Origin of the sequence: Mesorhizobium sp. M1399, assembly GCF_040317735.1 — a bacterium.
Lineage (GTDB): Bacteria > Pseudomonadota > Alphaproteobacteria > Rhizobiales > Rhizobiaceae > Mesorhizobium.
Window position 1 is genome coordinate 312,630 of sequence record NZ_JAMYKZ010000006.1, and the last position, 20,833, is coordinate 333,462.

The 20,833-nt window shown below is 62.5% G+C and carries 21 protein-coding genes; 13 read left to right on the forward strand and 8 right to left on the reverse strand.

The genetic code is table 11. The features are described from left to right. Positions 1-228: 228 nt before the first annotated feature. On the reverse strand, positions 229-837 hold the full coding sequence (locus NKH05_RS12990) for a YdeI/OmpD-associated family protein (RefSeq protein WP_023718999.1): 609 nt from the start codon (positions 835-837) through the stop codon (positions 229-231). Positions 838-957: 120 nt separating this feature from the next. Beyond that, a complete protein-coding gene (locus NKH05_RS12995) occupies positions 958-1,383 on the reverse strand; it encodes a cupin domain-containing protein (RefSeq protein WP_031194003.1) in 426 nt (141 codons plus the stop codon). A gap of 320 nt (positions 1,384-1,703) precedes the next feature. On the opposite strand from NKH05_RS12995, the gene NKH05_RS13000 reads away from it, so the two are divergent. The 13 genes from NKH05_RS13000 to NKH05_RS13060 all read left to right on the forward strand — a co-directional run bounded on the left by NKH05_RS13000 (position 1,704) and on the right by NKH05_RS13060 (position 14,661). Next, positions 1,704-2,138, forward strand: a complete 435-nt coding sequence (locus NKH05_RS13000; RefSeq protein WP_352483570.1) for a DUF3597 domain-containing protein — start codon at positions 1,704-1,706, stop codon at positions 2,136-2,138. Positions 2,139-2,541: 403 nt separating this feature from the next. Beyond that, positions 2,542-2,772 (forward strand): hypothetical protein, encoded by a 231-nt coding sequence (locus NKH05_RS13005; RefSeq protein ID WP_023718996.1) that lies wholly within the window; start codon positions 2,542-2,544, stop codon positions 2,770-2,772. Between the two features lie 255 nt (positions 2,773-3,027). Then, complete coding sequence (locus NKH05_RS13010; protein WP_023718995.1) at positions 3,028-3,216, forward strand: DUF3606 domain-containing protein; 189 nt, start codon at positions 3,028-3,030, stop codon at positions 3,214-3,216. Next, on the forward strand, positions 3,216-3,398 hold the full coding sequence (locus tag NKH05_RS13015) for a hypothetical protein (RefSeq protein ID WP_036244723.1): 183 nt from the start codon (positions 3,216-3,218) through the stop codon (positions 3,396-3,398). Before NKH05_RS13010 ends, NKH05_RS13015 begins: the two co-directional genes overlap by 1 nt. 161 nt (positions 3,399-3,559) lie before the next feature. Further along, on the forward strand, positions 3,560-5,041 hold the full coding sequence (locus NKH05_RS13020) for a hypothetical protein (RefSeq protein ID WP_352495474.1): 1,482 nt from the start codon (positions 3,560-3,562) through the stop codon (positions 5,039-5,041). Between the two features lie 335 nt (positions 5,042-5,376). After that, positions 5,377-5,466 carry a K(+)-transporting ATPase subunit F gene (locus NKH05_RS13025; protein ID WP_023675300.1) on the forward strand — a complete coding sequence of 30 codons (90 nt, stop codon included), beginning with the start codon at positions 5,377-5,379 and terminating at the stop codon, positions 5,464-5,466. Between the two features lie 25 nt (positions 5,467-5,491). Further along, positions 5,492-7,195, forward strand: a complete 1,704-nt coding sequence (gene kdpA, locus NKH05_RS13030; protein ID WP_353025495.1) for a potassium-transporting ATPase subunit KdpA — start codon at positions 5,492-5,494, stop codon at positions 7,193-7,195. 221 nt (positions 7,196-7,416) lie between these two features. Continuing rightward, positions 7,417-9,510, forward strand: coding sequence for a potassium-transporting ATPase subunit KdpB (gene kdpB / locus NKH05_RS13035; protein ID WP_352483573.1), 2,094 nt, complete (start codon positions 7,417-7,419; stop codon positions 9,508-9,510). Between the two features lie 12 nt (positions 9,511-9,522). Beyond that, positions 9,523-10,092 (forward strand): potassium-transporting ATPase subunit KdpC, encoded by a 570-nt coding sequence (gene kdpC / locus NKH05_RS13040; RefSeq protein ID WP_023718989.1) that lies wholly within the window; start codon positions 9,523-9,525, stop codon positions 10,090-10,092. Positions 10,093-10,144: 52 nt separating this feature from the next. Beyond that, positions 10,145-12,883 carry a DUF4118 domain-containing protein gene (locus NKH05_RS13045; protein ID WP_353025498.1) on the forward strand — a complete coding sequence of 913 codons (2,739 nt, stop codon included), beginning with the start codon at positions 10,145-10,147 and terminating at the stop codon, positions 12,881-12,883. Then, positions 12,880-13,572 carry a response regulator transcription factor gene (locus NKH05_RS13050; protein ID WP_023718987.1) on the forward strand — a complete coding sequence of 231 codons (693 nt, stop codon included), beginning with the start codon at positions 12,880-12,882 and terminating at the stop codon, positions 13,570-13,572. Before NKH05_RS13045 ends, NKH05_RS13050 begins: the two co-directional genes overlap by 4 nt. 147 nt (positions 13,573-13,719) lie before the next feature. After that, positions 13,720-14,025: a hypothetical protein gene (locus NKH05_RS13055; protein ID WP_023718986.1), complete on the forward strand. Its 306-nt coding sequence runs from the start codon at positions 13,720-13,722 to the stop codon at positions 14,023-14,025. Positions 14,026-14,151: 126 nt separating this feature from the next. Next, positions 14,152-14,661: an NUDIX hydrolase gene (locus NKH05_RS13060; protein ID WP_352483576.1), complete on the forward strand. Its 510-nt coding sequence runs from the start codon at positions 14,152-14,154 to the stop codon at positions 14,659-14,661. 71 nt (positions 14,662-14,732) lie between these two features. Here NKH05_RS13060 and NKH05_RS13065 read toward each other — a convergent pair whose 3' ends face one another. The 6 genes from NKH05_RS13065 to NKH05_RS13090 all read right to left on the reverse strand — a co-directional run bounded on the left by NKH05_RS13065 (position 14,733) and on the right by NKH05_RS13090 (position 20,740). Further along, a complete protein-coding gene (locus NKH05_RS13065) occupies positions 14,733-15,584 on the reverse strand; it encodes a citryl-CoA lyase (RefSeq protein WP_352857521.1) in 852 nt (283 codons plus the stop codon). A 19-nt stretch (positions 15,585-15,603) separates the two neighbouring features. Beyond that, a complete protein-coding gene (locus NKH05_RS13070; RefSeq protein ID WP_352857523.1) occupies positions 15,604-16,788 on the reverse strand; it encodes a CaiB/BaiF CoA transferase family protein in 1,185 nt (394 codons plus the stop codon). 15 nt (positions 16,789-16,803) lie between these two features. Next, positions 16,804-18,327 (reverse strand): tripartite tricarboxylate transporter permease, encoded by a 1,524-nt coding sequence (locus tag NKH05_RS13075; RefSeq protein ID WP_352857525.1) that lies wholly within the window; start codon positions 18,325-18,327, stop codon positions 16,804-16,806. A 4-nt stretch (positions 18,328-18,331) separates the two neighbouring features. Then, positions 18,332-18,865, reverse strand: coding sequence for a tripartite tricarboxylate transporter TctB family protein (locus NKH05_RS13080; protein WP_023718981.1), 534 nt, complete (start codon positions 18,863-18,865; stop codon positions 18,332-18,334). A 154-nt stretch (positions 18,866-19,019) separates the two neighbouring features. Beyond that, the gene (locus NKH05_RS13085; RefSeq protein ID WP_352857527.1) at positions 19,020-19,997 is read right to left on the reverse strand and encodes a Bug family tripartite tricarboxylate transporter substrate binding protein; all 978 of its coding nucleotides are present in this window, start codon (positions 19,995-19,997) and stop codon (positions 19,020-19,022) included. Positions 19,998-20,200: 203 nt separating this feature from the next. Then, positions 20,201-20,740, reverse strand: a complete 540-nt coding sequence (locus NKH05_RS13090; protein WP_352483639.1) for a GNAT family N-acetyltransferase — start codon at positions 20,738-20,740, stop codon at positions 20,201-20,203. Positions 20,741-20,833: the final 93 nt, after the last annotated feature.

Sequence of the window (20,833 nt, forward strand, 5' to 3'; positions counted from 1 at the left end):
CCTGAACGGGCAAAAACCTCATAACAGCGCCTGCTAATATACCATACCGACTGTGAGGACGGAGCTTTGTTCCTGCATCGATCAAACGAATGAGAGATGTTGTCGAAATGTCAGGCGACGCTCGCCGAAAACAATCGTCGGCGACATCGCCAGGATCGAAGGCTGAGCAGCGATCCGGCCGCATTCGGGACAAGCACAAGATGCGGGAGACAAGCGCGGTCAGAATGTTCAGCCAGAATCGCGTTTTCGTTGCGGATGGATGGTCTCGCCGCGCTTCAGCATCTCCACGAACGCCGCGATCTTCTTCTTGCGTCCGGCTTCGGTCTTCATGTTGTGGGTGCGGAAGGCGAGCGCGAAGCGGTTTTGCTCGCTGAGCTTCGCCAGCATCTCTTTCGCCTTGGGCTCGGCGTCTATTGCCGCCTGGAGGTCGTCGGGGATCTTCATTTCCTTGCCGCTCCTATAGGCGCGCGCCCAGCGGCCGTCGGCCTTGGCTGCCTCGGCCTGCCTCAGCCCATGCTCGGTCATCCGGCCCTCCTCGATCAGCCGGGCGACATTGTCGACGTTGATCTGGCTCCAGGTGCTCTTCTTGCCGCGCGGGGTATAACGCTGCAAATAGCTTTTGCCGTCCAGGGCCTTGCGCACCGCATCGATCCAGCCCCAGCATAACGCCACGTCGATGGCTTGCTTCGGCGTGATCGATGGCAGCCCCGAATCGCGCTTATGGATCTTGATCCAGACTTCGTCCTCGCTGTCGTGATGCTCGCCAAGCCAGGCATGGAAGCTTTCGGCATCCCTGAACTCGCGCACCTTGGCCGGGTCGACCTTGACGGGCGCCATCAGCCGGTCCGCCCGTGACACAGGCGCGTAACGACGCCGAACCGCTTGCCGGCCGCGCGCGCGCTCATCTCAGCTCCAAGTCCGCAATCCGCAGGCCGGATGATTCCCGCTGGCACGCGTTCAGCCTGCGCGATTGGGCGTGCCGAGGACATGGGATTTCGGCGGCAGCATGACGTCGTCGAATGTCTGCGTGAACATCGCCGCCGCAAAGAAAGCGACGGCGCGCAGGGTTTCGGTGCCGGTGTTGACGAGGTCGTGCCGGACCGGCGTCGGAAGTACCAGGACGCTGCCGGGCCTGACCGGGTGGATGCTGCCGCCCTCGATGTGCAGCTCGCCGGTGCCGGCGATGATGTATTGCGTCTCCTCGGTGGCGTCGGTGTGCCAGCCGAGCCGCTTGCCGGGCTCGATCTCGTAGACAATGACTGAGGACTGGGTGGTGCCGTGCCCGCCGTAAACCGCGAAAGCGCCGGCCCATTTGACCGACGGATCGTCCTCTGCCCAAACCAGCGAACGTTCGAGCCTGTCGGATGCGACGACTGCTGTCATGGCTTCGTTCCTCTCAGCGAATGGCGAACACGAATCTAGATGATTTTTCTGGTCTGCGTCAGCAAATCTGGCTGCCAACCGTTTCCTCGCCCATTGCGCGTAACTATTTGTCGTGCCGCGATCTGACCATTCTACTCTGGGATCGGATCACTGAGCCGATTTTCACCATGCAACCAAGCCTTTACCTTTCAGCCAGTTTGGAGTTGCCCCTGCGTTGCGTTCGTGGTCCGGTACAACCAGGGCGCTCAATGCGAATTCGGCAACGGTCGCCTCACCGACCGTCAAGGCAACACACCGTGAAGGCAACCCAGGAGATAGCAATGGGCATTTTCGACAGTATCAAAGGTGCGATTTTCGGAAACGCGGTTGCGGCCGAAGCGCCGCCGGCGCAACCGTCTCCCGCGCCTGCTTCGAGCACGGCCACCCAGCCGACGGCGCCTACCCGACCCGACCCGGCTGCAACCCCGGCTCCGGCAACGCCATCCGCGCCGTCCTCTGCTCCTGACATCGCTGCCATTCTCGACAAGGCGGTGGCCGCGAAAGGGCAAAAGCTCAACTGGAAGAATTCGATCGTCGACCTGATGAAGGCTCTGAATATCGATAGCAGCCTCGGCGCCCGCAAGGAGCTTGCTCACGAGCTGAACTACACCGGCGACATGAACGACACCGTAACGATGAATCTGTGGCTGCATGATGCACTGATGAAAAAGCTGGTCGAGAATGGCGGCAAGCTTCCGAGCGATCTGGCCGCCTAGAGTCATAAGACAAGCAATTCCAGGAAAACGTGTGAACGGTTTTCCATCCGGAATTGCGTCAAACAAAAAAGACAGACCGGTGTTCCGTGAAACGAAGAACCGTCCTGGTCCTGCCCGCACCGTGGTTCTTGCTGCGCTGACTTCGACCGCAACCGAGCAGACCCGACTGCCAAGCAATCAAACTGCCAAGTAAATAAATTGAGACCCATCCCGGCCGCCGGGATGGGTCTGTGGCGAAGTCGCATGGCACAAAAGTGCTGCCGCCTCGCGCCTGGATTGCCTCACGCAAAACCGACGATTTCGGTCGCTGCCCCGCGCGCTGGTAGGACCACCATTTCGCTGGCGAAACCCGACGTTCGGCGTATCATTCTCGCGGGAGAGGGTTCATGGTGGGAGGAAGCCAATGAACGTGGTGCAGAGGGTGACTGTCGCCGACTTGACGGCCCAAGAGCTTGTTTCATCTGCGCTTTCAAGATTCGGCGCCGGCGACACCATATCGACGAGGGCGATGCTGGACATCGTTCGCCGGACGGCCCCGGCCTGCGGTGACAGTGACGACGATCTGGTCGAGATTATCGTCATGACGGCCGTTGGTAGGACCATGGGGGTCGTGTTCGACCATCGCTACCCTTAGCAATCCGCAACGAATACCAGGCTGCGCCCAGGAGCAGTGGCGGGCGGTTGGCAGCGCGCGGCGGAAATTTACTGGTGCGGCCAAGGAAGCGAGCCTTTTTGTGCGCGAAGGCCAGCCTGGCGCCGTGCCCTTGCTTTGAGCAAAAACCGCCGCTCATGTCGGGTCATGCCCGAGGGTAGGCAACTGGGCGACACGCTCGAAGGAACTCGCTGAAATCTTGCCCGTTATGCTCTCGTTGAGATGAGGAGAGCTGCCATGGCCGACGACAAAACCAGGACCGACAGTCGCGACCGCTCACGAGTGGCGGGCGGCGAAGACTATGAGGTACGCCATTTCGCCGAGGAAGCGGGCATTACCCCTGATCAGGCACGCACGCTGATCAAGCGCCACGGCACCGACCGCAAGGTGCTGAACGAAATCGCCGAGAGCATAAGAGCGTCGTAATGGCTAACAAGAAAACCGCAATGGCCGACCGCAAGACGCGCGATCCGGACGAAAAGAAGGCTCTGCACCTGGCCGAAACCACCGACGTTTCGCCGAAGCAGGCGAAGGATCTGATGCGCAAGCACGGCAAGGACAGCCCGAAAGTCGAGAAGGAAGCCAAGAACTTCAAGGCCGAGGGCTGAACGGCCGGAGGTCTGCCCCTCACCCGCAACTTAGTAGTCGCTGCTCAACGTGCCCAGCCGGTTAGACGCGCGGCACAGGGTTGTGGCCGCAATCCTGCAGCTTATCGGTTTTCTAACAAATTCGGGCTATCCCTTCCGCTATCGCGGCTCAGGGATGCCATATGCGCGGGATGTCTGGTGAGGCGAGGCCGTCGATAGACGACATACGGCATGTGAGGTTGGTGTTTTGCCTGCTGGCGGCCGTCGTGATGGCGACGGCGCTCCTCGCCTTTGCCACCTCCCTCCTGCAGGATCCCGATAGCTGGTGGCACATCAAGGTCGGCATGGATATGCTGGCAAGCCGCACATTCCCCTCCGTCGACATTTACTCCTACACTTTTGCCGGCCAGCCATGGATCGCCAAGGAATGGCTTAGCCAGGTTCTCCTTGCCCTTGCCTTCGAAGCCGGCGGCTGGAACGGCGTGGTACTGCTGGCGACTGCGGTAATCGCGCTGACGGCCTTCTTGACGTCGTGGTATCTCAGCGCGTCGTTGAAGCCGACGCTGGCGATAGCACTGACACTGGTGCTCGCGCTCTTGATCGGGCCAATCTATGTCGCCCGACCCCACATCTTTACCTTGCCCATTATCGTCGTCTGGACCGCCGGTCTTTTCCAAGCCGCACGCAACGAGAAAGCGCCGCCTCTATGGCTGCTGGCGCTGCTTTGCCTGTGGGCCAATCTCCATGCCACCTTCACCTTCGGTTTCATTATCGCCGCCTTCGCCGGCCTCGATCTCGTCATGCGCACGCGCTTGTCGAACTCCCGGCTGCTGGCCAAGTGGATCGCTTTCGGGCTGCTTTGCCCGCTGGTCAGCCTGCTCAATCCCTATGGCGTCAAGGCCATACTCGCCACATTCACCGTGGCCTATGGCAATGAGGCGGTGCCTTACATTGCGGAGTGGCAACCCTTCGACGCCTCGCGGCATACCCTCCAGGAGGTGGCCCTGCTGGTGGCGTTTTTCGGGCTGCTCGTGTCGAGATTGCGTATTGGCTGGGCCAAGGCGCTGTTCCTTGTCTTCACCTTGCACGTCTATCTCACCCACATACGGTTCATGTACCTGTTCTTTCTTCTTGTCCCGGTCGTCCTTGCCGTCGAGGTTGCGCAACAATATCCAGCGCTTTCAGCCCCTACATGGGCCGCGGAAAAGCGCGACGGACTTGAACAATTTTTCGCGCGGCAATTTTCCAGAATTTGCGCTGGACTTGCCGTTTTGCTGGTTTTGGCGGCCGCGGTCTTCCTGGCCTATCCGGTCGTGCCGAGCCAGAAGACTTCGGCGAGGGATGCGCTGGCCTTCGCCCAAGCCCATAATCTGTCAGGCAATCTGCTGAATTCCTACAATTTCGGCGGCACGCTGATTTTCCATGGCATCAAGACGTTTATCGACGGCCGGGCGGATCAGCTCTTCCTGAACGGCTTTACGGAAACGGATGAGCAGACTGGGCACAGCCGGGGCAAGCCGATCCTGAAAGCCCAGCTCGAGAAATATGCGATAGGCTGGGCATTGTTGACCGCCGACGACAGCCGCATTCCGTTCTTCGACGAACTGGGCTGGAAGCGGGCCTATGCGGACGATTACGCTCTGATCTATACCCGCGCAGACTGATCCCCGGCAGCTTCGCGCGCCGGTGCGCACCTCCCCCTGAAGCTGTGGCCAGCGCCGAGGCGGCGAAATCCTTATGGGATTTTGATTTCTTTGCTCCGCGTCCCGTCTCGAACCTTTATGGCACTTTGATCCATATTCGGCAGAGCGATGTATCCGGCCGCCGATGTGAAGCGGTGAGCGGGCTTGGACAGTTTTGTCCAAGTTGAAAAGAACAAACTCAATATAGGAAATTGCACGATGGACATCATTGTTGTCGGGATAGGAATCTCGTTCTTTGCTCTATGCTTCGGTTACATCAAAGCCTGCGACGGGCTGTAAGTTTAGGGGATCGAAACATGCTCTTCGACTATATCCTCGGCGGCGCCGTGACCCTGTTCCTTCTCGCTTACCTGACATACGCCCTCGTTCGCCCGGAACGCTTCTGATCTCCGCTGGCAAGGAGCCAACCCCATGACAATCAACGGATGGCTGCAGATCCTCGTCTATTGCGGGATCGTCGTTTTGCTGGCCAAGCCGCTCGGCGGCTACATGCATCGCGTTTTCAGCGGCGAGCGCACATTCCTGTCGCCAATTCTGGCCCCGCTCGAGCGCGGGCTCTACCGTATGTCCGGGACCAGCGAGCGCGAGGAGCAGCACTGGACCTCCTATGCGGCGGCCCTGCTGTTCGTTAACCTGGCCGGCTTCCTGGCGCTCTATTTCCTGCAGCGGCTGCAAGGCGGCCTGCCCTACAATCCGGCCGGCATGACCGCCGTCGAACCTGGGCTTGCCTTCAACACCGCCGCCAGCTTCATGACCAACACCAACTGGCAGAACTACGGCGGCGAAAGCACGATGTCCTATCTCGTGCAGATGGCCGGCTTGACCGTGCAGAACTTTCTGTCGGCCGCGACCGGCATCGCCATCGCGGTCGCACTGATCCGCGGTTTTGCTAGAGCCTCAGGCAAATCGATCGGCAATTTCTGGGTCGATATGACCCGCTGCACGCTCTATCTGCTTGTGCCGTTCTGCATCGTGTTGACGCTTGTCTATGTCTATCTCGGTATGCCGCAGACGGTTGGTGCTTACGTCAACGCGACGACGCTGGAAGGCGCGCAACAGACGATCGCGGTCGGGCCGGTCGCTTCGCAGGTTGCCATCAAGATGCTCGGCACCAATGGCGGCGGCTTCTTCAACGCCAATGCAGCGCATCCCTTCGAAAATCCCGACGCGATCTCGAACCTGATCCAGATGGTGACGATCTTCGCCTTCGGCGCGGCGCTAACCAATGTCTTCGGTCGCATGGTCGGCAACCAGCGCCAGGGCTGGGCAATTCTGTCGGCGATGGGCGTGCTGTTCATCGCCGGCGTTGCCGTCTGCTACTGGGCCGAGGCCGCCGGCAATCCGCTCGTCCATGCGCTGGGCATCGACGGCGGCAACATGGAGGGCAAGGAAAGCCGCTTCGGCATCGCTCTGTCGGCACTGTTTGCCGTCATCACCACCGCCGCGTCCTGCGGCGCGGTCAACGCCATGCATGACAGCTTCACCGCACTCGGCGGCATGATCCCCATCATCAACATGCAGCTCGGCGAGGTCATTGTCGGCGGCGTCGGGGCCGGCTTCTACGGTATCCTGATGTTCATCGTGATCGCCGTCTTCGTTGCCGGGCTGATGGTCGGACGCACGCCCGAATATCTCGGCAAGAAGATCGAGGCCAAGGAGGTCAAGATGGCGATGCTTGCCGTCCTCTGCCTGCCGCTGGCAATGCTGATCTTCACCGCTATCGCGGTGGTGCTGCCGACCGGTGTTGCTTCCATCGCCAACACCGGCCCGCACGGTTTCTCCGAAGTCCTCTATGCCTACACCTCGGCCGCGGCGAACAATGGCTCCGCCTTTGGCGGCCTCAGCGGCAACACGCCCTGGTACAATATGACGCTCGGCATCGGCATGCTGATGGGCCGCTTCCTGGTCATTATTCCGGCGCTGGCGATTGCTGGCTCGCTGGTGGCGAAGAAGACCGTCCCTGCCTCCGCCGGCACCTTCCCGACCGACGGGCCGCTCTTCGTCGGGCTGCTGGTCGGTGTCATCCTGATCGTCGGTGGCCTGACTTTCTTCCCGGCCCTCGCGGTCGGACCGATCGTCGAGCACCTGGCCATGATCAACGGTCAGACCTTCTGAAACGCTGAAACGGCCATGCCCAGGTTCAAGATCATGTCTCGAAAGGTCCGGCATCGTTCCGAGCCGGAGGGGGAGAAAACGCCCCCTCCTTTCCCGACCCTGTCCACATTCCTCGCTATTGCGGCAGCCTTGATCATGATCTGGCTGCTGGCTTACGGGCCGCCGCACCTTCGTTCGGCACACGATCGACCGGTCAACAACATCGACACTGGAGCCACCAAATGAGCCAGTCGAAATCCGTGAGCATCATCGATACCCGCATCCTGTGGCCCGCTATCGGCGGTTCCTTCAGAAAACTGAACCCGCGCACCTTGGTGCGAAACCCGGTGATGTTCGTCGTCGCCGTCGTCTCGGCGCTCACCACCGTGCTGTTCGTCAAGGATCTCGTTACCGGCGGCGGTGATCTCGGCTTCACGCTGCAGATCATCATCTGGCTGTGGTTCACCGTGCTTTTCGCCAATTTCGCCGAAGCGGTGGCCGAAGGCCGCGGCAAGGCGCAAGCAGACTCGCTGCGCCGGGCGCGCACCGAGACGCAGGCCAAGCTGTTGACCGGCGGCGATCGGAGCAAGTTCAAGCTGGTGCCCGGCACCAGCCTGAAGGTCGGCGACATCGTGCTCGTCGAAGCCGGCGACATCATCCCCTCGGACGGCGAGGTGGTCGAAGGCGTGGCTTCGGTCAACGAGGCGGCGATCACCGGCGAATCCGCACCGGTCATCCGCGAATCCGGCGGTGACCGTTCGGCGGTGACCGGCGGCACGCAGGTCTTGTCCGACTGGATCCGCGTGCGCATCACCGCGGCTGCCGGCCATACGTTCCTCGACCGCATGATCTCGTTGGTCGAGGGCGCCGAGCGCCAGAAGACACCCAACGAGATCGCGCTCAACATCCTGCTCGTCGGCATGACTCTGATCTTCGTGCTGGCCACCGCTACAATCCCAAGCTTTGCCTCCTATTCGGGCGGCTATATCTCGGTGACGGTGCTGGTCGCCCTGTTCGTCACCTTGATCCCGACCACGATCGGCGCGCTGCTGTCGGCCATCGGCATTGCCGGCATGGACCGCCTGGTGCGCTTCAATGTACTGGCCATGTCGGGCCGCGCCGTCGAAGCGGCCGGCGACGTCGACACGCTGCTGCTCGACAAGACCGGAACCATCACGCTGGGCAACCGCCAGGCGACGGCGTTCCGTCCGGTGAGGGGCGTCACCGAACAGGAACTGGCCGACGCCGCCCAGCTTGCTTCGCTTGCCGACGAAACACCGGAAGGCCGCTCGATTGTCGTGCTGGCGAAGGAGAAATACGCCATCCGCGCCCGCGACATGGCAAGCTTGCACGCGACTTTCGTGCCCTTCACCGCGCAAACCCGCATGAGCGGCGTCGACCTGGAGAGCTCCTCGGTCCGCAAAGGCGCCGTCGATGCGGTGCTCGCCCACGTCAACCTCTCGACCGTTGCCACGGGCGGTACTCGGCCCGGCAGCGACACAGTCCGCGACCTCCAGGCGATCGCCGACGAGATCGCCAAATCCGGTGGCACACCGCTGGCGGTCGAGCGCGACGGGCGCCTGCTCGGCGTCGTCCATCTGAAGGACATCGTCAAGGGCGGCATCAGCGAGCGTTTTGCCGAATTGCGCCGCATGGGTATCCGCACGGTGATGATCACCGGCGACAATCCGATGACCGCGGCGGCGATCGCGGCGGAAGCCGGCGTCGACGATTTCCTTGCCCAGGCGACGCCCGAGGACAAGCTGAAGCTGATCCGCGACGAGCAGGCCAAGGGCAAGCTGGTCGCCATGTGCGGCGACGGCACCAACGACGCGCCGGCCCTTGCGCAGGCCGATGTCGGCGTCGCCATGAACACCGGTACGGTCGCGGCGCGCGAGGCCGGCAACATGGTTGATCTCGACAGCGATCCGACCAAGCTGATCGAGATCGTCGAAATCGGCAAGGCGCTGCTGATGACGCGTGGCTCGCTGACCACTTTCTCCATAGCCAACGACGTGGCCAAGTATTTTGCCATTATCCCGGCAATATTCGCCGTCTTCTACATCGCCCCGGGCCAGACCGCCGGGCCGCTGCAAGCGCTCAATGTCATGCATCTGGCGACGCCGCAGAGCGCTATCCTCTCGGCCATCATCTTCAACGCGCTGATCATCATTGCACTGATCCCGCTGTCGCTGAGGGGCGTCAAATACCGCGCGGTCGGCGCCGGTGCGCTGCTCAGCCGCAACCTTCTTGTCTACGGCCTTGGCGGCGTCATCGTCCCCTTCGTCGGCATCAAGGTGATCGACATGGCCATCACTGCTCTCGGTCTCGCATAAGGAACCACGTCGATGCTCAATCAAATCAGGCCCGCTATCGTCATGATCGTCTTCTTCTCCGTTCTGACGGGTTTGGTCTATCCGATCGGCATGACCGGCATTGCCCAGGCGCTGTTTCCGGGCCAGGCCAATGGCAGCCTGATCGAGAGGAACGGCAAGGTCATCGGTTCCGAGCTGATCGGCCAGACTTTCACCAGCGATCGCTACTTCCATGGCCGTCCGTCAGCTGCCGGCGACGGTTACAATGCCGCCGCCTCGGGCGGCTCAAATCTCGGCCCGACTAACCCGAAGCTGATCGACCGTATCAAGAGCGACGCCGAAAAGTTGAGGGCCGAAAACCCGAACCAGCCGGTGCCGATGGATCTGGTCACCACGTCCGGCAGCGGCCTCGATCCGCATATCAGCCCCGATGCGGCCTATTTTCAGGTCACCAGGGTGGCCAGGGCCAGGAACGTCGATGAATCCAGGATCAAATCGCTTGTCGACAGCCATGTCGAGGATCGCGAATTGGGCTTTATAGGCGAGCCGGTGGTCAATGTGCTGGCCCTCAACCTTGCGCTGGACGATGCCACGAAACAATGATGGCGGGCGCCGGGATCGACACCGAAGCCGGCGCCGTTCATGATTGATCCTAATGCCAGACGACAGCCGCACCGCCGAAACCAGGCCCTCTCCCGACGCGCTGCTTGAGCATGCCGAGCGGGAGGAGCGAGGTCGCCTGAGGATATTTCTCGGCGCCGCTCCCGGTGTCGGCAAGACCTACGAGATGCTGATGTCAGGCCGCGCCAGGCTGGCCGACGGAGTCGACGTGGTGATCGGCATCGTCGAGACGCACGGCCGCAAGGAAACCCAGACGCTGGTCGAAGGCTACGAGGTCATTCCTCGCCTTGAGATCGATTACAAGGGGCGGATCCTGGAGGAGATGGATCTCGACGCCATCCTCGCCCGGCGCCCGGCGCTGGTTCTGGTCGACGAACTCGCCCACACCAACGTCGCCGGCAGCCGCCACCCCAAGCGCTACCTCGACGTCCAGGAAATCCTGACGCACGGGATCGATGTCTACACGACACTGAACATCCAGCACGTCGAAAGCCTGAACGACGTCGTGGCCCAGATCACACGCGTCAGGGTGCGTGAAACCGTCCCCGACTCCATCATCGATCAAGCCGACGATGTCGAGATCATCGACCTCACCCCCGACGACCTGATCAAGCGGCTGGAGGAAGGCAAGGTCTACTTCCCCAACACCGCCCAGCGCGCCATCGAGAACTATTTCTCGCCGGGCAATCTGACGGCGCTCAGGGAGTTGGCGCTTCGCCGCACCGCCCAGCGGGTCGATGAGCAGTTGCTCAACCATATGCAGGCACACGCGATCCCGGGACCGTGGGCGGCCGGAGAAAGGGTTCTCGTCTGCGTCGACGCGCGTCCTGGCGGAGCGGCTCGCATACGCTATGCGCGCAGGCTGGCCGACCGCCTCCGTGCCCCCTGGACGGCGCTTCATGTGGACACCCCTCGCTCAGCCGCCATGCCCGAGGAGGACAAGGATCGGCTGGCGACGCAGTTGCGCCTTGCCGAGCAGCTCGGTGCCGAGGTGACGACCATTCCGGGTCAGAATGTCGCGCAAGACATCGTTCGCCATGCGACGGCGAACAACTTCACCCATATCGTGATCGGCAGGCCGACCCGATCACGCTGGCGCGAATTGATCGAAGGCTCGCTCACCTATGATCTCATCCGCGACGCCGGCAACATCAGCGTCCATGTAATTTCGGGAACCGACCAGGGCACCGACGCACCCTCGAAAAATGTCAGCGCGGCAACCGAGCAGAAGCAGTTTCAGGTTAGGCCCTACCTGCTAGCTACAGCCTATGTCATGGGCTCGCTGGCCTTCAGCACTGTTCTCGACCAGTTTCTCGACGTTCGCAATCTGGCCATTGTCTTTCTGCTGGCGGTGCTCACATCGGCTGTAATGGGCGGGCTCTGGCCAGCGTTGTACGCCTGTGTCGTCAGCGCCCTTGCATTCAACTACTTTTTCCTAGAGCCGCGCTACACACTGACGATCAGGGATCCGGAGAGCATCGTTGCGCTTGCCGTCTTCCTTGTTGTCGCCGTTATCGCCAGCAATCTGACGGCGCGGGTGCAGCGTCAAGCGATCGCTGCCAGCTCACGGGCGCGCGCCACGGAAGACATCTATCAGTTTTCAAAGAAGCTCGCCGGCGCCGGTACCCTGGACGACGTGCTATGGGCCACTGCCTTCCAGATCGCCTTGATGCTGAAGCTGCGCGTAGTGCTGCTTTTGCCCGAGGACGGCACAATCGCGGTCAAAGCCGGCTACCCACCCGACGACACGCTGGCCGAGGCCGACATCGCAGCAGCCCGCTGGGCGTGGGAGCATAACCGCGCCGCCGGGCGCGGCGCCGACACGCTGCCCGGAGCAAAACGCCTCTATCTGCCCTTGCGGACCGGACGCACGGCGGTGGGCGTCGTCGGCCTCGACAACGACAAGCAAGGTCCGCTGCTGACACCCGAGCAGCAACGTCTGCTCGATGCGCTCGCCGACCAGGCGGCGGTCGCCATCGAGCGCATCCAGCTCGTCGCCGATGTTGACCGGGCCAAGCTTGCGGCCGAGGCAGACCGTCTGCGCTCGGCCTTGCTCACCTCCATTTCCCACGATTTGAAAACGCCGCTTGCCGCCATCATGGGCGCGGCCGGAACGCTCAGGGACTTCGAGGCCGCACTGCCCGAGCAGGACCGGGCGGAACTGCTGTCGACCGTGCTTGATGAATCGGAAAGGCTGAACCGCTTCATCGCCAATCTGCTCGACATGACCAAGATAGAATCCGGCACGATGGAGCCGAATTATGCATTCCACTATGTCGGCGACATTGTCGGCTCAGCCCTGCATCGGGCCCGCAAAATCGTCGGCGAGCATAAGACCGAGACCGATATTCCATCGGATCTGCCGATGTTGCGGCTCGACCCCGTTCTGTTCGAGCAGGTGCTGTTCAATCTCCTCGACAATGCTGCAAAATACGCGCCGCCAGGTTCGACGATCCGCCTGCAGGCCTGGGCCGACAATGGCAGCGTCATCCTGCAGATCATGGATGAGGGACCAGGCATTCCGCCAGCGGACCTGGAGCGCGTTTTCGACACTTTCTACCGTGTGCGCAAGGGTGACCAGGTGCGTGCCGGCACCGGGCTCGGATTGTCGATTTGCCGCGGCTTCATCGAAGCGATGGGCGGGACGCTCTCGGCGGCGAACAGGACCGACCGCTCGGGCGCGGTTTTCACCATAAGAATGCCGGTGCCGGCAGAACTCCCCGATGTCGGTGAACCCGATGCTGACGATCGAAACATGGACCACCTGTCATGACGAATTTGGACGTCAGGATATTGGTGGTCGACGACGAGCCGCCGATCCGGAAACTGCTTCGCGTCGGGCTCGGCAGCCAAGGCTATGCGATCAGCGAGGCGCCGAACGCCAGCGCGGCGATTGAACTCATGGAGACGGAAAAGCCGGACCTGGTCCTCCTCGATCTCGGCCTGCCCGGCATGAGCGGGCATGAGCTGCTGCGCAAATGGCGGGATGATGGCCTGGACATTCCCGTGGTTATTCTTTCGAGCCGCACTGATGAGGCCGGCATCGTCTCGGCCCTCGAACTCGGCGCCGACGATTATGTCACCAAGCCGTTCGGTATGAACGAGCTTGTGGCACGCATCCGCGTGGCGCTGCGCCACAAGTTCCAGCAGCAGGGTGAGAAACCGGTGTTCCACACCGGCGACCTCTCCGTCGATCTGGTGAAGCGCATCGTCAAGGTCGAGGACAAGGAGATAAAGCTCTCGCCGAAGGAATACGACATCCTCCGCATCCTCGTACAGCACGCCGGCAAGGTTCTCACCCACCAATTCCTGCTGAAGCAGGTCTGGGGCGATTCCACCGACGTTCAATATCTCAGGGTCTATGTCCGGCAACTCAGGCAAAAGATCGAAAAGATGCCCGACCAGCCCCGTTATATCACCACCGAGACCGGCGTCGGATATCGGCTGCGCGAAGTCGAGTGAAATGGGAGAGGCAGCCTCGCGTACCGCAATGCCTCCTCAAAGCCGGCAGGACGACGTAGCAATTCGCCGCGAATCAGCGGCGGCCATGGCATCGCCGGGCAAAACCCCTATATTAATCTGAGGTCGGTTTTGTGCGGGAATTAATGAATGTCACAGCTTCGTCTATTGACGTTTTTAGGGTCGGCAATGCTGGCAACGGTGATGCTGTCGGGCGTAAATCCTGCCGCATCGGCACAGATCGTCAGCCCCGCCGACCGCAACGCATTGATCCAGCAAAACCAGTTGCAGATGCTGGAGAACAGGCTGCAGCGGCAGCAATATCAGCAGCAGCAACAGCAATACCGTGCGCAGGACCGCCAAATCCCGGCGCCCCAACCGCAGGTGGTGCCGCAGATGAAGCCGACTTGTCAGTTGCTGCCGTCAGGGAGCGGCTTTGTCAGCACTTGCCGCTAACGTTTTCATTTATTTAGCCGACTTATTATGCTTGGATGCCGCCGCACCTGAGATAACATCGAAGGCGGTTTGGATTTAGCAATGCTGCCCTTCGTGCTTTGGGCACCGCTTCGACTGGATTTTTGAATGGCAGCCAGCAGAAAGAAGGTCGTCCGTAAGGCAAGGAAGGGCGCCCGGATTCGCCAGGTCGCGGCGATCCCCTTTCGGCTGAGCGAGCATGGCGATGTCGAGGTTATGCTCGTCACATCGCGAACGACGAGGCGCTTCATCGTGCCGAAAGGCTGGCCGATGAAGGGCAAGGGCGGTCGCAAGGCGGCCACCATCGAAGCACAGGAAGAAGCCGGCGTCCTCGGCAGGATATTGAAACAGCCGGCCGGCACCTATTGCTACTGGAAGCGGCTGGCGAACCGCTTCGTCCGCGTCGACGTCGTCGTCTATTTGCTGGAGGTAACCGAGGAACTTGCCGACTGGCAAGAAGCCAACAGGCGGCAGCGGGCATGGCTGGCACCGGCCGACGCGGCGCTGCTCATCGACGAGCCGGATCTTTCGACGCTGGTGAGGAACATCAGGAGTCCCGAGCTGGAGCATACCCCCAAAAAGCAGAATCCGGCTTTCGGAAAAGATCACGCTCAATAAAACATGGGGGTCTATCCCGACTCTATCGGGAATTGGCTCCAGCGCCCTCCGCTGTCGCTTGAACCGACATCTCACTGACTGCCTTCGTCTTCCTCGGGCAAAGGCCGCGCCGGCGTGCCGGTATAGGCCCACAGCCATTCGCGCGGCAGCGGCCCTTTGTTGCGGTCGCTTTCCTGCGACTGTTCCCATGCATGGGCCAGGATGCCGACCGAGCGCGACAGTACGAAAAGGCCTCGCGTCAGCGGCGGCGGGAAGCCGAGCTCTCCGTAGATGACGGCCGTGGCGCCGTCGATATTGAGCGGGATTTTTTTGCCCTTGCGCCGCGCAACTTCCGCCTCGACCATCTCGGCGATGTCGGCGAAGCGCCCGCTGACGACGCCGCGCGCGGCAAAGTCGCGGGTCAGTTCGATGAGGCGCGGCGCCCGCGGGTCGACCAGGTGGAAGCGGTGGCCCAGCCCCGGCACATAGCCGTCTTCCCCAGCAAGGACACGATCAACCCGCGCCGACACCGCGTCCGCGAGCGGCACGCCGGCGTCCAGTTCGGCGGCGATGTCTCCGTAGAAGGAGAGCGCCTGTTCGCCGGCGCCTCCATGCACGTCGCCAAGCACGTTGACGGCCGACGCCATGGCGCTGTTGATGCCGACACCGCACGTGATCGCCATGCGGGCGATGGCGATGGACGGCGCCTGCGGCCCATGGTCGACGGCGGCACCCAGCGCGATGCCAAGCAGCGCCGCCTGCTCCTCGCTCGGCAGTTCGCCGCGCAGCATCAGCCAGATCATTGCCGGAAAGCTGACGCGGCCGATCAGATCCTGGATCTCATAGCCGCGCAGCCGGATGACGCCGGGCCGCATCTCGATGATGCCGGTCTGCCACCATTCCTCGCCGCGCGCGCGGCCAGTCTTGTTTTCCGTGTCGCTCATGCCTTCTTTTCCGTGCCGCTCATGCCTTCGCTCTTTTCTTGGCGCGTGGCGGCAAACCGGCAAAAACCTCGTCCATATGCTCGCCGAGCCCCGGCGGCGGCCTGCTCGGCAAAGGTGCCTCGCCATCGACCATGAAGCCGCCGCGCACCACGATCAGCGGCCGGTCCATCCCGGACACAGCCTGGAAGCGCGCCGTCATGCCGCGCTCGACCACCTGCTGCTCCTGCAGTACCTGCGGTATCGTCAGCACCCGGCCTGCCGGCACGCCGGCGCGATTGAACGTCTCCTCCCAGGCGGCGGCAGAGCCGCTCGCCAAGGCATCCTCGATCAGCGCTTTCAATGCAATGCGGTTCTGCTTGCGCGTTTCGCGCTCGGCAAAGCGGACATCCGACGCCAGCTCCGGCCGACCGATCAACCGGCACAGTGTGACGAACTGCTCCTGCTTGTTGGCTGCGATGTTGAGCAAGCCGTCGCCGGTGCGAAACGCGCCAGACGGTGCGGCCGTCATGTTTTCATTGCCCATCGGCTGCGGCTCGACGTCCGCCGTCAGATAGTTCGACACCGGCCAGCCGAGCGCAGAAAGCGTGCATTCGAGCATCGAGACGTCGAGGAACGCACCCTCGCCTGTCGTCTTCTGCTTGACCAGCGCGGCGGTAATGGCGAACGCCCCGACCAGCCCGCCAAGCGTATCGGCGACGGGATAGCCGACACGCAGCGGCGCCGTTTCCGGTGTACCGGTGATGCTCATGATGCCGGAAAGACCCTGGATGATCTGGTCATAGGCTGGATTGTCGCGCATCGGCCCGGTCTGGCCGAAGCCCGATATCGCACAATAGACAAGGCTTGGCCGGACCTCCTTCAGCCTGGCATGGCCAAGCCCCAGCCGGTCCATGACGCCGGGGCGGAAATTCTCGACCAGCGCGTCGGCCGAAGCGACCAGATCGAGGAAGCGTTCGCGGTCGGCCTCCTGCTTGAGATCGAGCGCCACCGAGCGTTTGCCGGCATTCTGCGCCAGGAACGAAGCGCCCATGCCCACCCGGTTGAGCTCCGGCGAGGCGCCGAGCTGGCGCGCCAGATCACCGCCTTGCGGCGTCTCGACTTTGATGACGTCGGCCCCGAGCAATGCCAGCTGGTAGGCGCAATAGGGGCCGGCCAGCACATTGGTCAGGTCAAGGATGCGGATGCCGGAAAGCAGGTCTGTCATGACGTCACGAACAGCTCAGGCATCGCCCGGCACGTGCTCCGGTCCGTGCATGCGCCTGTGCTCGATGTAGGCCCAGATATGCGGTCCAACCAGCCCTATGAAGGCCAGCGTCAGCAGCGTCAGCGACAGCGGATGCTTGTAGAACACCGTCCAATCGCCGTTCGAGATGGTCATCGCGCGGCGGAACTGCGTTTCGGCAAGCGGCCCGAGAATCATGCCGATGATGACCGGCGCGGTCGGGAAATCGAAACGCCGCATCAGGAAGCCGGCGGCACCGAGCAGATAGAGGATGACGAGGTCGATCGGCGATTGCGAAATGCCGTAGGTGCCGACCGTGGCGAACACCAGAATGCCGGCATAGAGCTGCGGCGCCGGAATCTTCAGCAATCGCACCCAGAGCCCGATCAGCGGCAGGTTGAGGACGACGAGGATGACATTGGCGATGAACAGGCTGGCGATCAGCCCCCATACCAGATCGGCCTGCGTCGTCAGCAGCAGCGGCCCCGGATTGATGCCGTAGCTCTGGAATGCCGACAGCATGATCGCGGCCGTCGCCGAGGTCGGCAGGCCGAGCGTCAGCATCGGCACCAGCACGCCGGCGGCGGATGCATTGTTGGCCGCTTCCGGCCCGGCAACGCCCTCGATGGCGCCGACCGTGCCGAACTCCTCCTTGTGTCTGGAGAGTTTCTTCTCGATGGCATAGGAGAGGAAGGTCGGGATTTCGGCGCCGCCGGCCGGCATGGCGCCGATCGGGAAGCCGATCAGGGAGCCGCGCAGCCATGGCCTCCACGAGCGCGACCATTCAGCCGCGGTCATGTAGAGCGACCCTTTCAACGGCACGATGTCGTCCTTGCCGGCATAGCGGCGCGAGGCCATGTAAAGCGTCTCGCCAACGGCGAACAGGCCAACGGCGACGACGATGACGTCGACGCCGTCCAACAATTCGCTCATGCCGAAGGTGAAGCGCGGCTGCCCCGTCTGCAGGTCGACGCCTATCATGCCGACGACGAAGCCGACGAACAGGCTGGTCAGGCCGCGCACCGACGACGAGCCGAGCACCGCCGAAACCGTGATGAAGGCCAGCACCATCAGCGAGAAATATTCGGCCGGACCGAAGGCCAGCGCGAATTTGACGACGATCGGCGCCAGGAAGGCAACGCCGATCGTGCCCAGCGTGCCGGCGACGAAGGAGCCGATCGCCGAGGTCGCCAGGGCCGCACCGCCACGGCCGGAGCGGGCCATCCGGTTGCCTTCCAGCGCGGTGACGATAGTGGCGCTTTCGCCAGGCGTGTTGAGCAGGATCGATGTCGTCGAGCCGCCATACATGGCGCCGTAATAGATGCCGGCAAACAGGATGAACGACGCCTCCGGCGCCACCTGGTAGGTGATCGGCAACAGCAACGCGATGGTCAATGCCGGTCCGAGGCCGGGCAGCACGCCGATCGCAGTCCCCAGCGTGGTGCCGACCAGGCACCATATGAGATTGATCGGCGAGAAGGCGACCGAAAATCCGTGCGCGAGATGGCCGAGCGTTTCCATGGCGTCAGCCCCTCAGCACGGCAACGACCGAATCGACGATCGCGTTCAGCTGGTTTTCGATGAAGCCGGCGCCGATATTGACGCCGAGTGCCCTGGCAAAGCCGAAATAGGCGGCCAGCGCCAGGATCAGACCGAGCAGCACGTCACGCAGCGGACGCCGGCTGCCGAAACCGTGGCAGATGAGAACGAACATGATGACAGATGCGGCGGTAAAGCCGAGCGGCTGGATCAGCACGAGGTTGGCGATCAGTCCGAGGACGACGATGCCCATCGCCTTCCAGTCGGTCGGCGTCTCCTTTTCGTCCTCCGGCTGCCATCCGCCCCGCAAGGCGGCAATGATGAGCAGCAGCGACAGGATCACCATCCCCGTCATGGTGATGTAGGGAAAGACGGTCGGACCGACCTTGGAATAGAGCGGCGACACCGGGATTGCCAGCGTCTGCCAGGCAACCGCACCCGCACAGGCGAGGAGCCCAACGCCGATCAGCAGTTCGGGCACTGCAAGGCGCGGCGGCGCCTGCTGGTCGCTGGTGCTCATCATCGTCCTCCCAATATCGGTCCCTTGGGCCGGTTCTCCTTGGACCGGTCTCACTCGGCCGATCTCGGCGTAGTTTCACCTCCGGCGCCGCGTATGTCCATGCGGCTGGCGAAAGTCGGCAAGGGTTGGCGCAGGCCGCCCCTTGCCGAGAGCATCACGCCAGGCCGAGGTCCTTGAGGATCGTCCCGATGCGGGCCGTGTCTTCGGCGACGAATTTCGCATAGTCGTCACCGGTGAGCAGGATCTGCGTCCAGTTGCGGTTCTTGCATTCGGTGGCCCAGGCGTCGCTCTTGGCCATCGTCTCGATCAGCTTGATCATTGCTGCCTTGTCGGCGTCCGAGACGCCGGGCGGCGCGAAGACGCCGCGCCAGTTGAACAGCTCGACGTCGACGCCGGCTTCCTTCATGGTCGGAGCATCGATGCCCTCCTGGCGTTTGTCGGCAGATATCGCCAGCAGCCGCAGCGCGCCCGCCTTGACCTGTTCGGCGAACTCGCCATAGCCCGAGATGCCGGCCGCGACCTGGTTGCCGAGCAGCGCCGACAGCGCCTCGCCGCCGCCGGCGAACGGCACATAGGACAGGTTGGTTGCAGGAACACCGACGGTCTTGGCGATGAGGCCGAACAAGATGTGGTCCGAGCCGCCGGCCGAACCGCCGGCGACTGGAACCTGCGTCGGGTCGGCCTTGAGGGCGGCAACGAAGTCGGCCGCAGTCTTGAACGGCGAGGCGGCCGGCACCACAAGCGCCTCGAACTCGCCGGTAAGGCGGGCGATCGGCGTGACCTCGGTAAGGTTGTTGGCCGCCTTGTTGGCGATGATGGCGCCGACCATGACCATGCCAGCCACCATCAGCGCATTGCCCTTGCCCTTCCACTGGTTGACGAACTGCGGCAGGCCGACGGTGCCACCGGCGCCGCCGACATTGGTGATCTGCGAGCCGGAGATCAGCTTTTCACTGCGCAGCACCTGGTCCATGGCGCGCGCCGTCTGGTCCCAGCCGCCGCCCGGCGCCGCCGGCACGAAAATCTGCAGCTGCGGTGCGTCCTGCGCGAAAGCGGGGATAAAATGCGATGCCGCGAGCCCGGCAGCACCTGCCGCCGCGGTGCTCATCAAGAATCTGCGTCTGTTCAGCATGGGATTCCTCCAAATCGCGACACCTCCTCCGGTGCCTGCCAGAAACGTAGCCTGAATTCAGACCCGCTCGATAAAATTCATGCAGAGTTTGCGTCATCCTGTCAAAGACAGAACACGCTGCATGCGCCACAATCGGCCCGTGCGATGTTCAGGCTGGCGAACTCGACGCCCGACGACGGCAGGCAGTGCCCAGACAGCATCCGTCAGGGCTGCCGCTGCAGCAGGATGGTCGGCTTGTCTTGATAGACGGTTCGCAGCACTTCGCCATAACCGCATTTTGCCGCGACGTTCAGCGAGCCGGTGTTTTCCGGATCGATGATGCAGACGGTCTTCGCGGCTGCAAATGCCTCATCGCCCCAGGCAAGCACCCGTGCGACGACTTCGCTGGCCAACCCCTGGCCATGCACGCCCGAAACCAGAGCCCATCCGGCCTCCGGAATGCCCTCGATCGACGGCGTCATGTCGCGTTTCAGATCGTGGAAGCCGGCCTCGCCGATGAAGCGGCTGGTCGCCTTTTCCTCGACCGCCCAGAAGCCGTAGCCCAGAAGCGACCACAGGCCGGCATGGCGCAGGAAACGCATCCAGCTTTCCTCCCGCGTGCGCGGCTTGCCGCCGATAAAACGGGTGACGACGGGATCGGCCCACATTGCGACATAGGCGTCGAAATCGTCCAGCCGGTGCGGTCGCAGGACCGTGCGAGAGGTCTCAATCACTGGGGCGACAATTGTCTGCGGACTGGTCATGGTCATGCCTCGGTTGTGTTGCCGGTGTGCCTAATGCCGGTCATCCAACGGTTAGGACAGCGACATGCATGAAATGGGGAATCAAAATCCGTT

Coding starts and splice junctions, on each gene's coding strand:
- NKH05_RS12990 (WP_023718999.1), bottom strand. CDS start 837: ATGGCGCCCGTCAAGGTCGACCCGGCCAAGGTGCGCGAGTTCAGGGAT.
- NKH05_RS12995 (WP_031194003.1), bottom strand. CDS start 1,383: ATGACAGCAGTCGTCGCATCCGACAGGCTCGAACGTTCGCTGGTTTGG.
- NKH05_RS13000 (WP_352483570.1), top strand. CDS start 1,704: ATGGGCATTTTCGACAGTATCAAAGGTGCGATTTTCGGAAACGCGGTT.
- NKH05_RS13005 (WP_023718996.1), top strand. CDS start 2,542: ATGAACGTGGTGCAGAGGGTGACTGTCGCCGACTTGACGGCCCAAGAG.
- NKH05_RS13010 (WP_023718995.1), top strand. CDS start 3,028: ATGGCCGACGACAAAACCAGGACCGACAGTCGCGACCGCTCACGAGTG.
- NKH05_RS13015 (WP_036244723.1), top strand. CDS start 3,216: ATGGCTAACAAGAAAACCGCAATGGCCGACCGCAAGACGCGCGATCCG.
- NKH05_RS13020 (WP_352495474.1), top strand. CDS start 3,560: ATGCGCGGGATGTCTGGTGAGGCGAGGCCGTCGATAGACGACATACGG.
- NKH05_RS13025 (WP_023675300.1), top strand. CDS start 5,377: ATGCTCTTCGACTATATCCTCGGCGGCGCCGTGACCCTGTTCCTTCTC.
- kdpA (WP_353025495.1), top strand. CDS start 5,492: ATGACAATCAACGGATGGCTGCAGATCCTCGTCTATTGCGGGATCGTC.
- kdpB (WP_352483573.1), top strand. CDS start 7,417: ATGAGCCAGTCGAAATCCGTGAGCATCATCGATACCCGCATCCTGTGG.
- kdpC (WP_023718989.1), top strand. CDS start 9,523: ATGCTCAATCAAATCAGGCCCGCTATCGTCATGATCGTCTTCTTCTCC.
- NKH05_RS13045 (WP_353025498.1), top strand. CDS start 10,145: ATGCCAGACGACAGCCGCACCGCCGAAACCAGGCCCTCTCCCGACGCG.
- NKH05_RS13050 (WP_023718987.1), top strand. CDS start 12,880: ATGACGAATTTGGACGTCAGGATATTGGTGGTCGACGACGAGCCGCCG.
- NKH05_RS13055 (WP_023718986.1), top strand. CDS start 13,720: ATGTCACAGCTTCGTCTATTGACGTTTTTAGGGTCGGCAATGCTGGCA.
- NKH05_RS13060 (WP_352483576.1), top strand. CDS start 14,152: ATGGCAGCCAGCAGAAAGAAGGTCGTCCGTAAGGCAAGGAAGGGCGCC.
- NKH05_RS13065 (WP_352857521.1), bottom strand. CDS start 15,584: ATGAGCGACACGGAAAACAAGACTGGCCGCGCGCGCGGCGAGGAATGG.
- NKH05_RS13070 (WP_352857523.1), bottom strand. CDS start 16,788: ATGACAGACCTGCTTTCCGGCATCCGCATCCTTGACCTGACCAATGTG.
- NKH05_RS13075 (WP_352857525.1), bottom strand. CDS start 18,327: ATGGAAACGCTCGGCCATCTCGCGCACGGATTTTCGGTCGCCTTCTCG.
- NKH05_RS13080 (WP_023718981.1), bottom strand. CDS start 18,865: ATGAGCACCAGCGACCAGCAGGCGCCGCCGCGCCTTGCAGTGCCCGAA.
- NKH05_RS13085 (WP_352857527.1), bottom strand. CDS start 19,997: ATGCTGAACAGACGCAGATTCTTGATGAGCACCGCGGCGGCAGGTGCT.
- NKH05_RS13090 (WP_352483639.1), bottom strand. CDS start 20,740: ATGACCAGTCCGCAGACAATTGTCGCCCCAGTGATTGAGACCTCTCGC.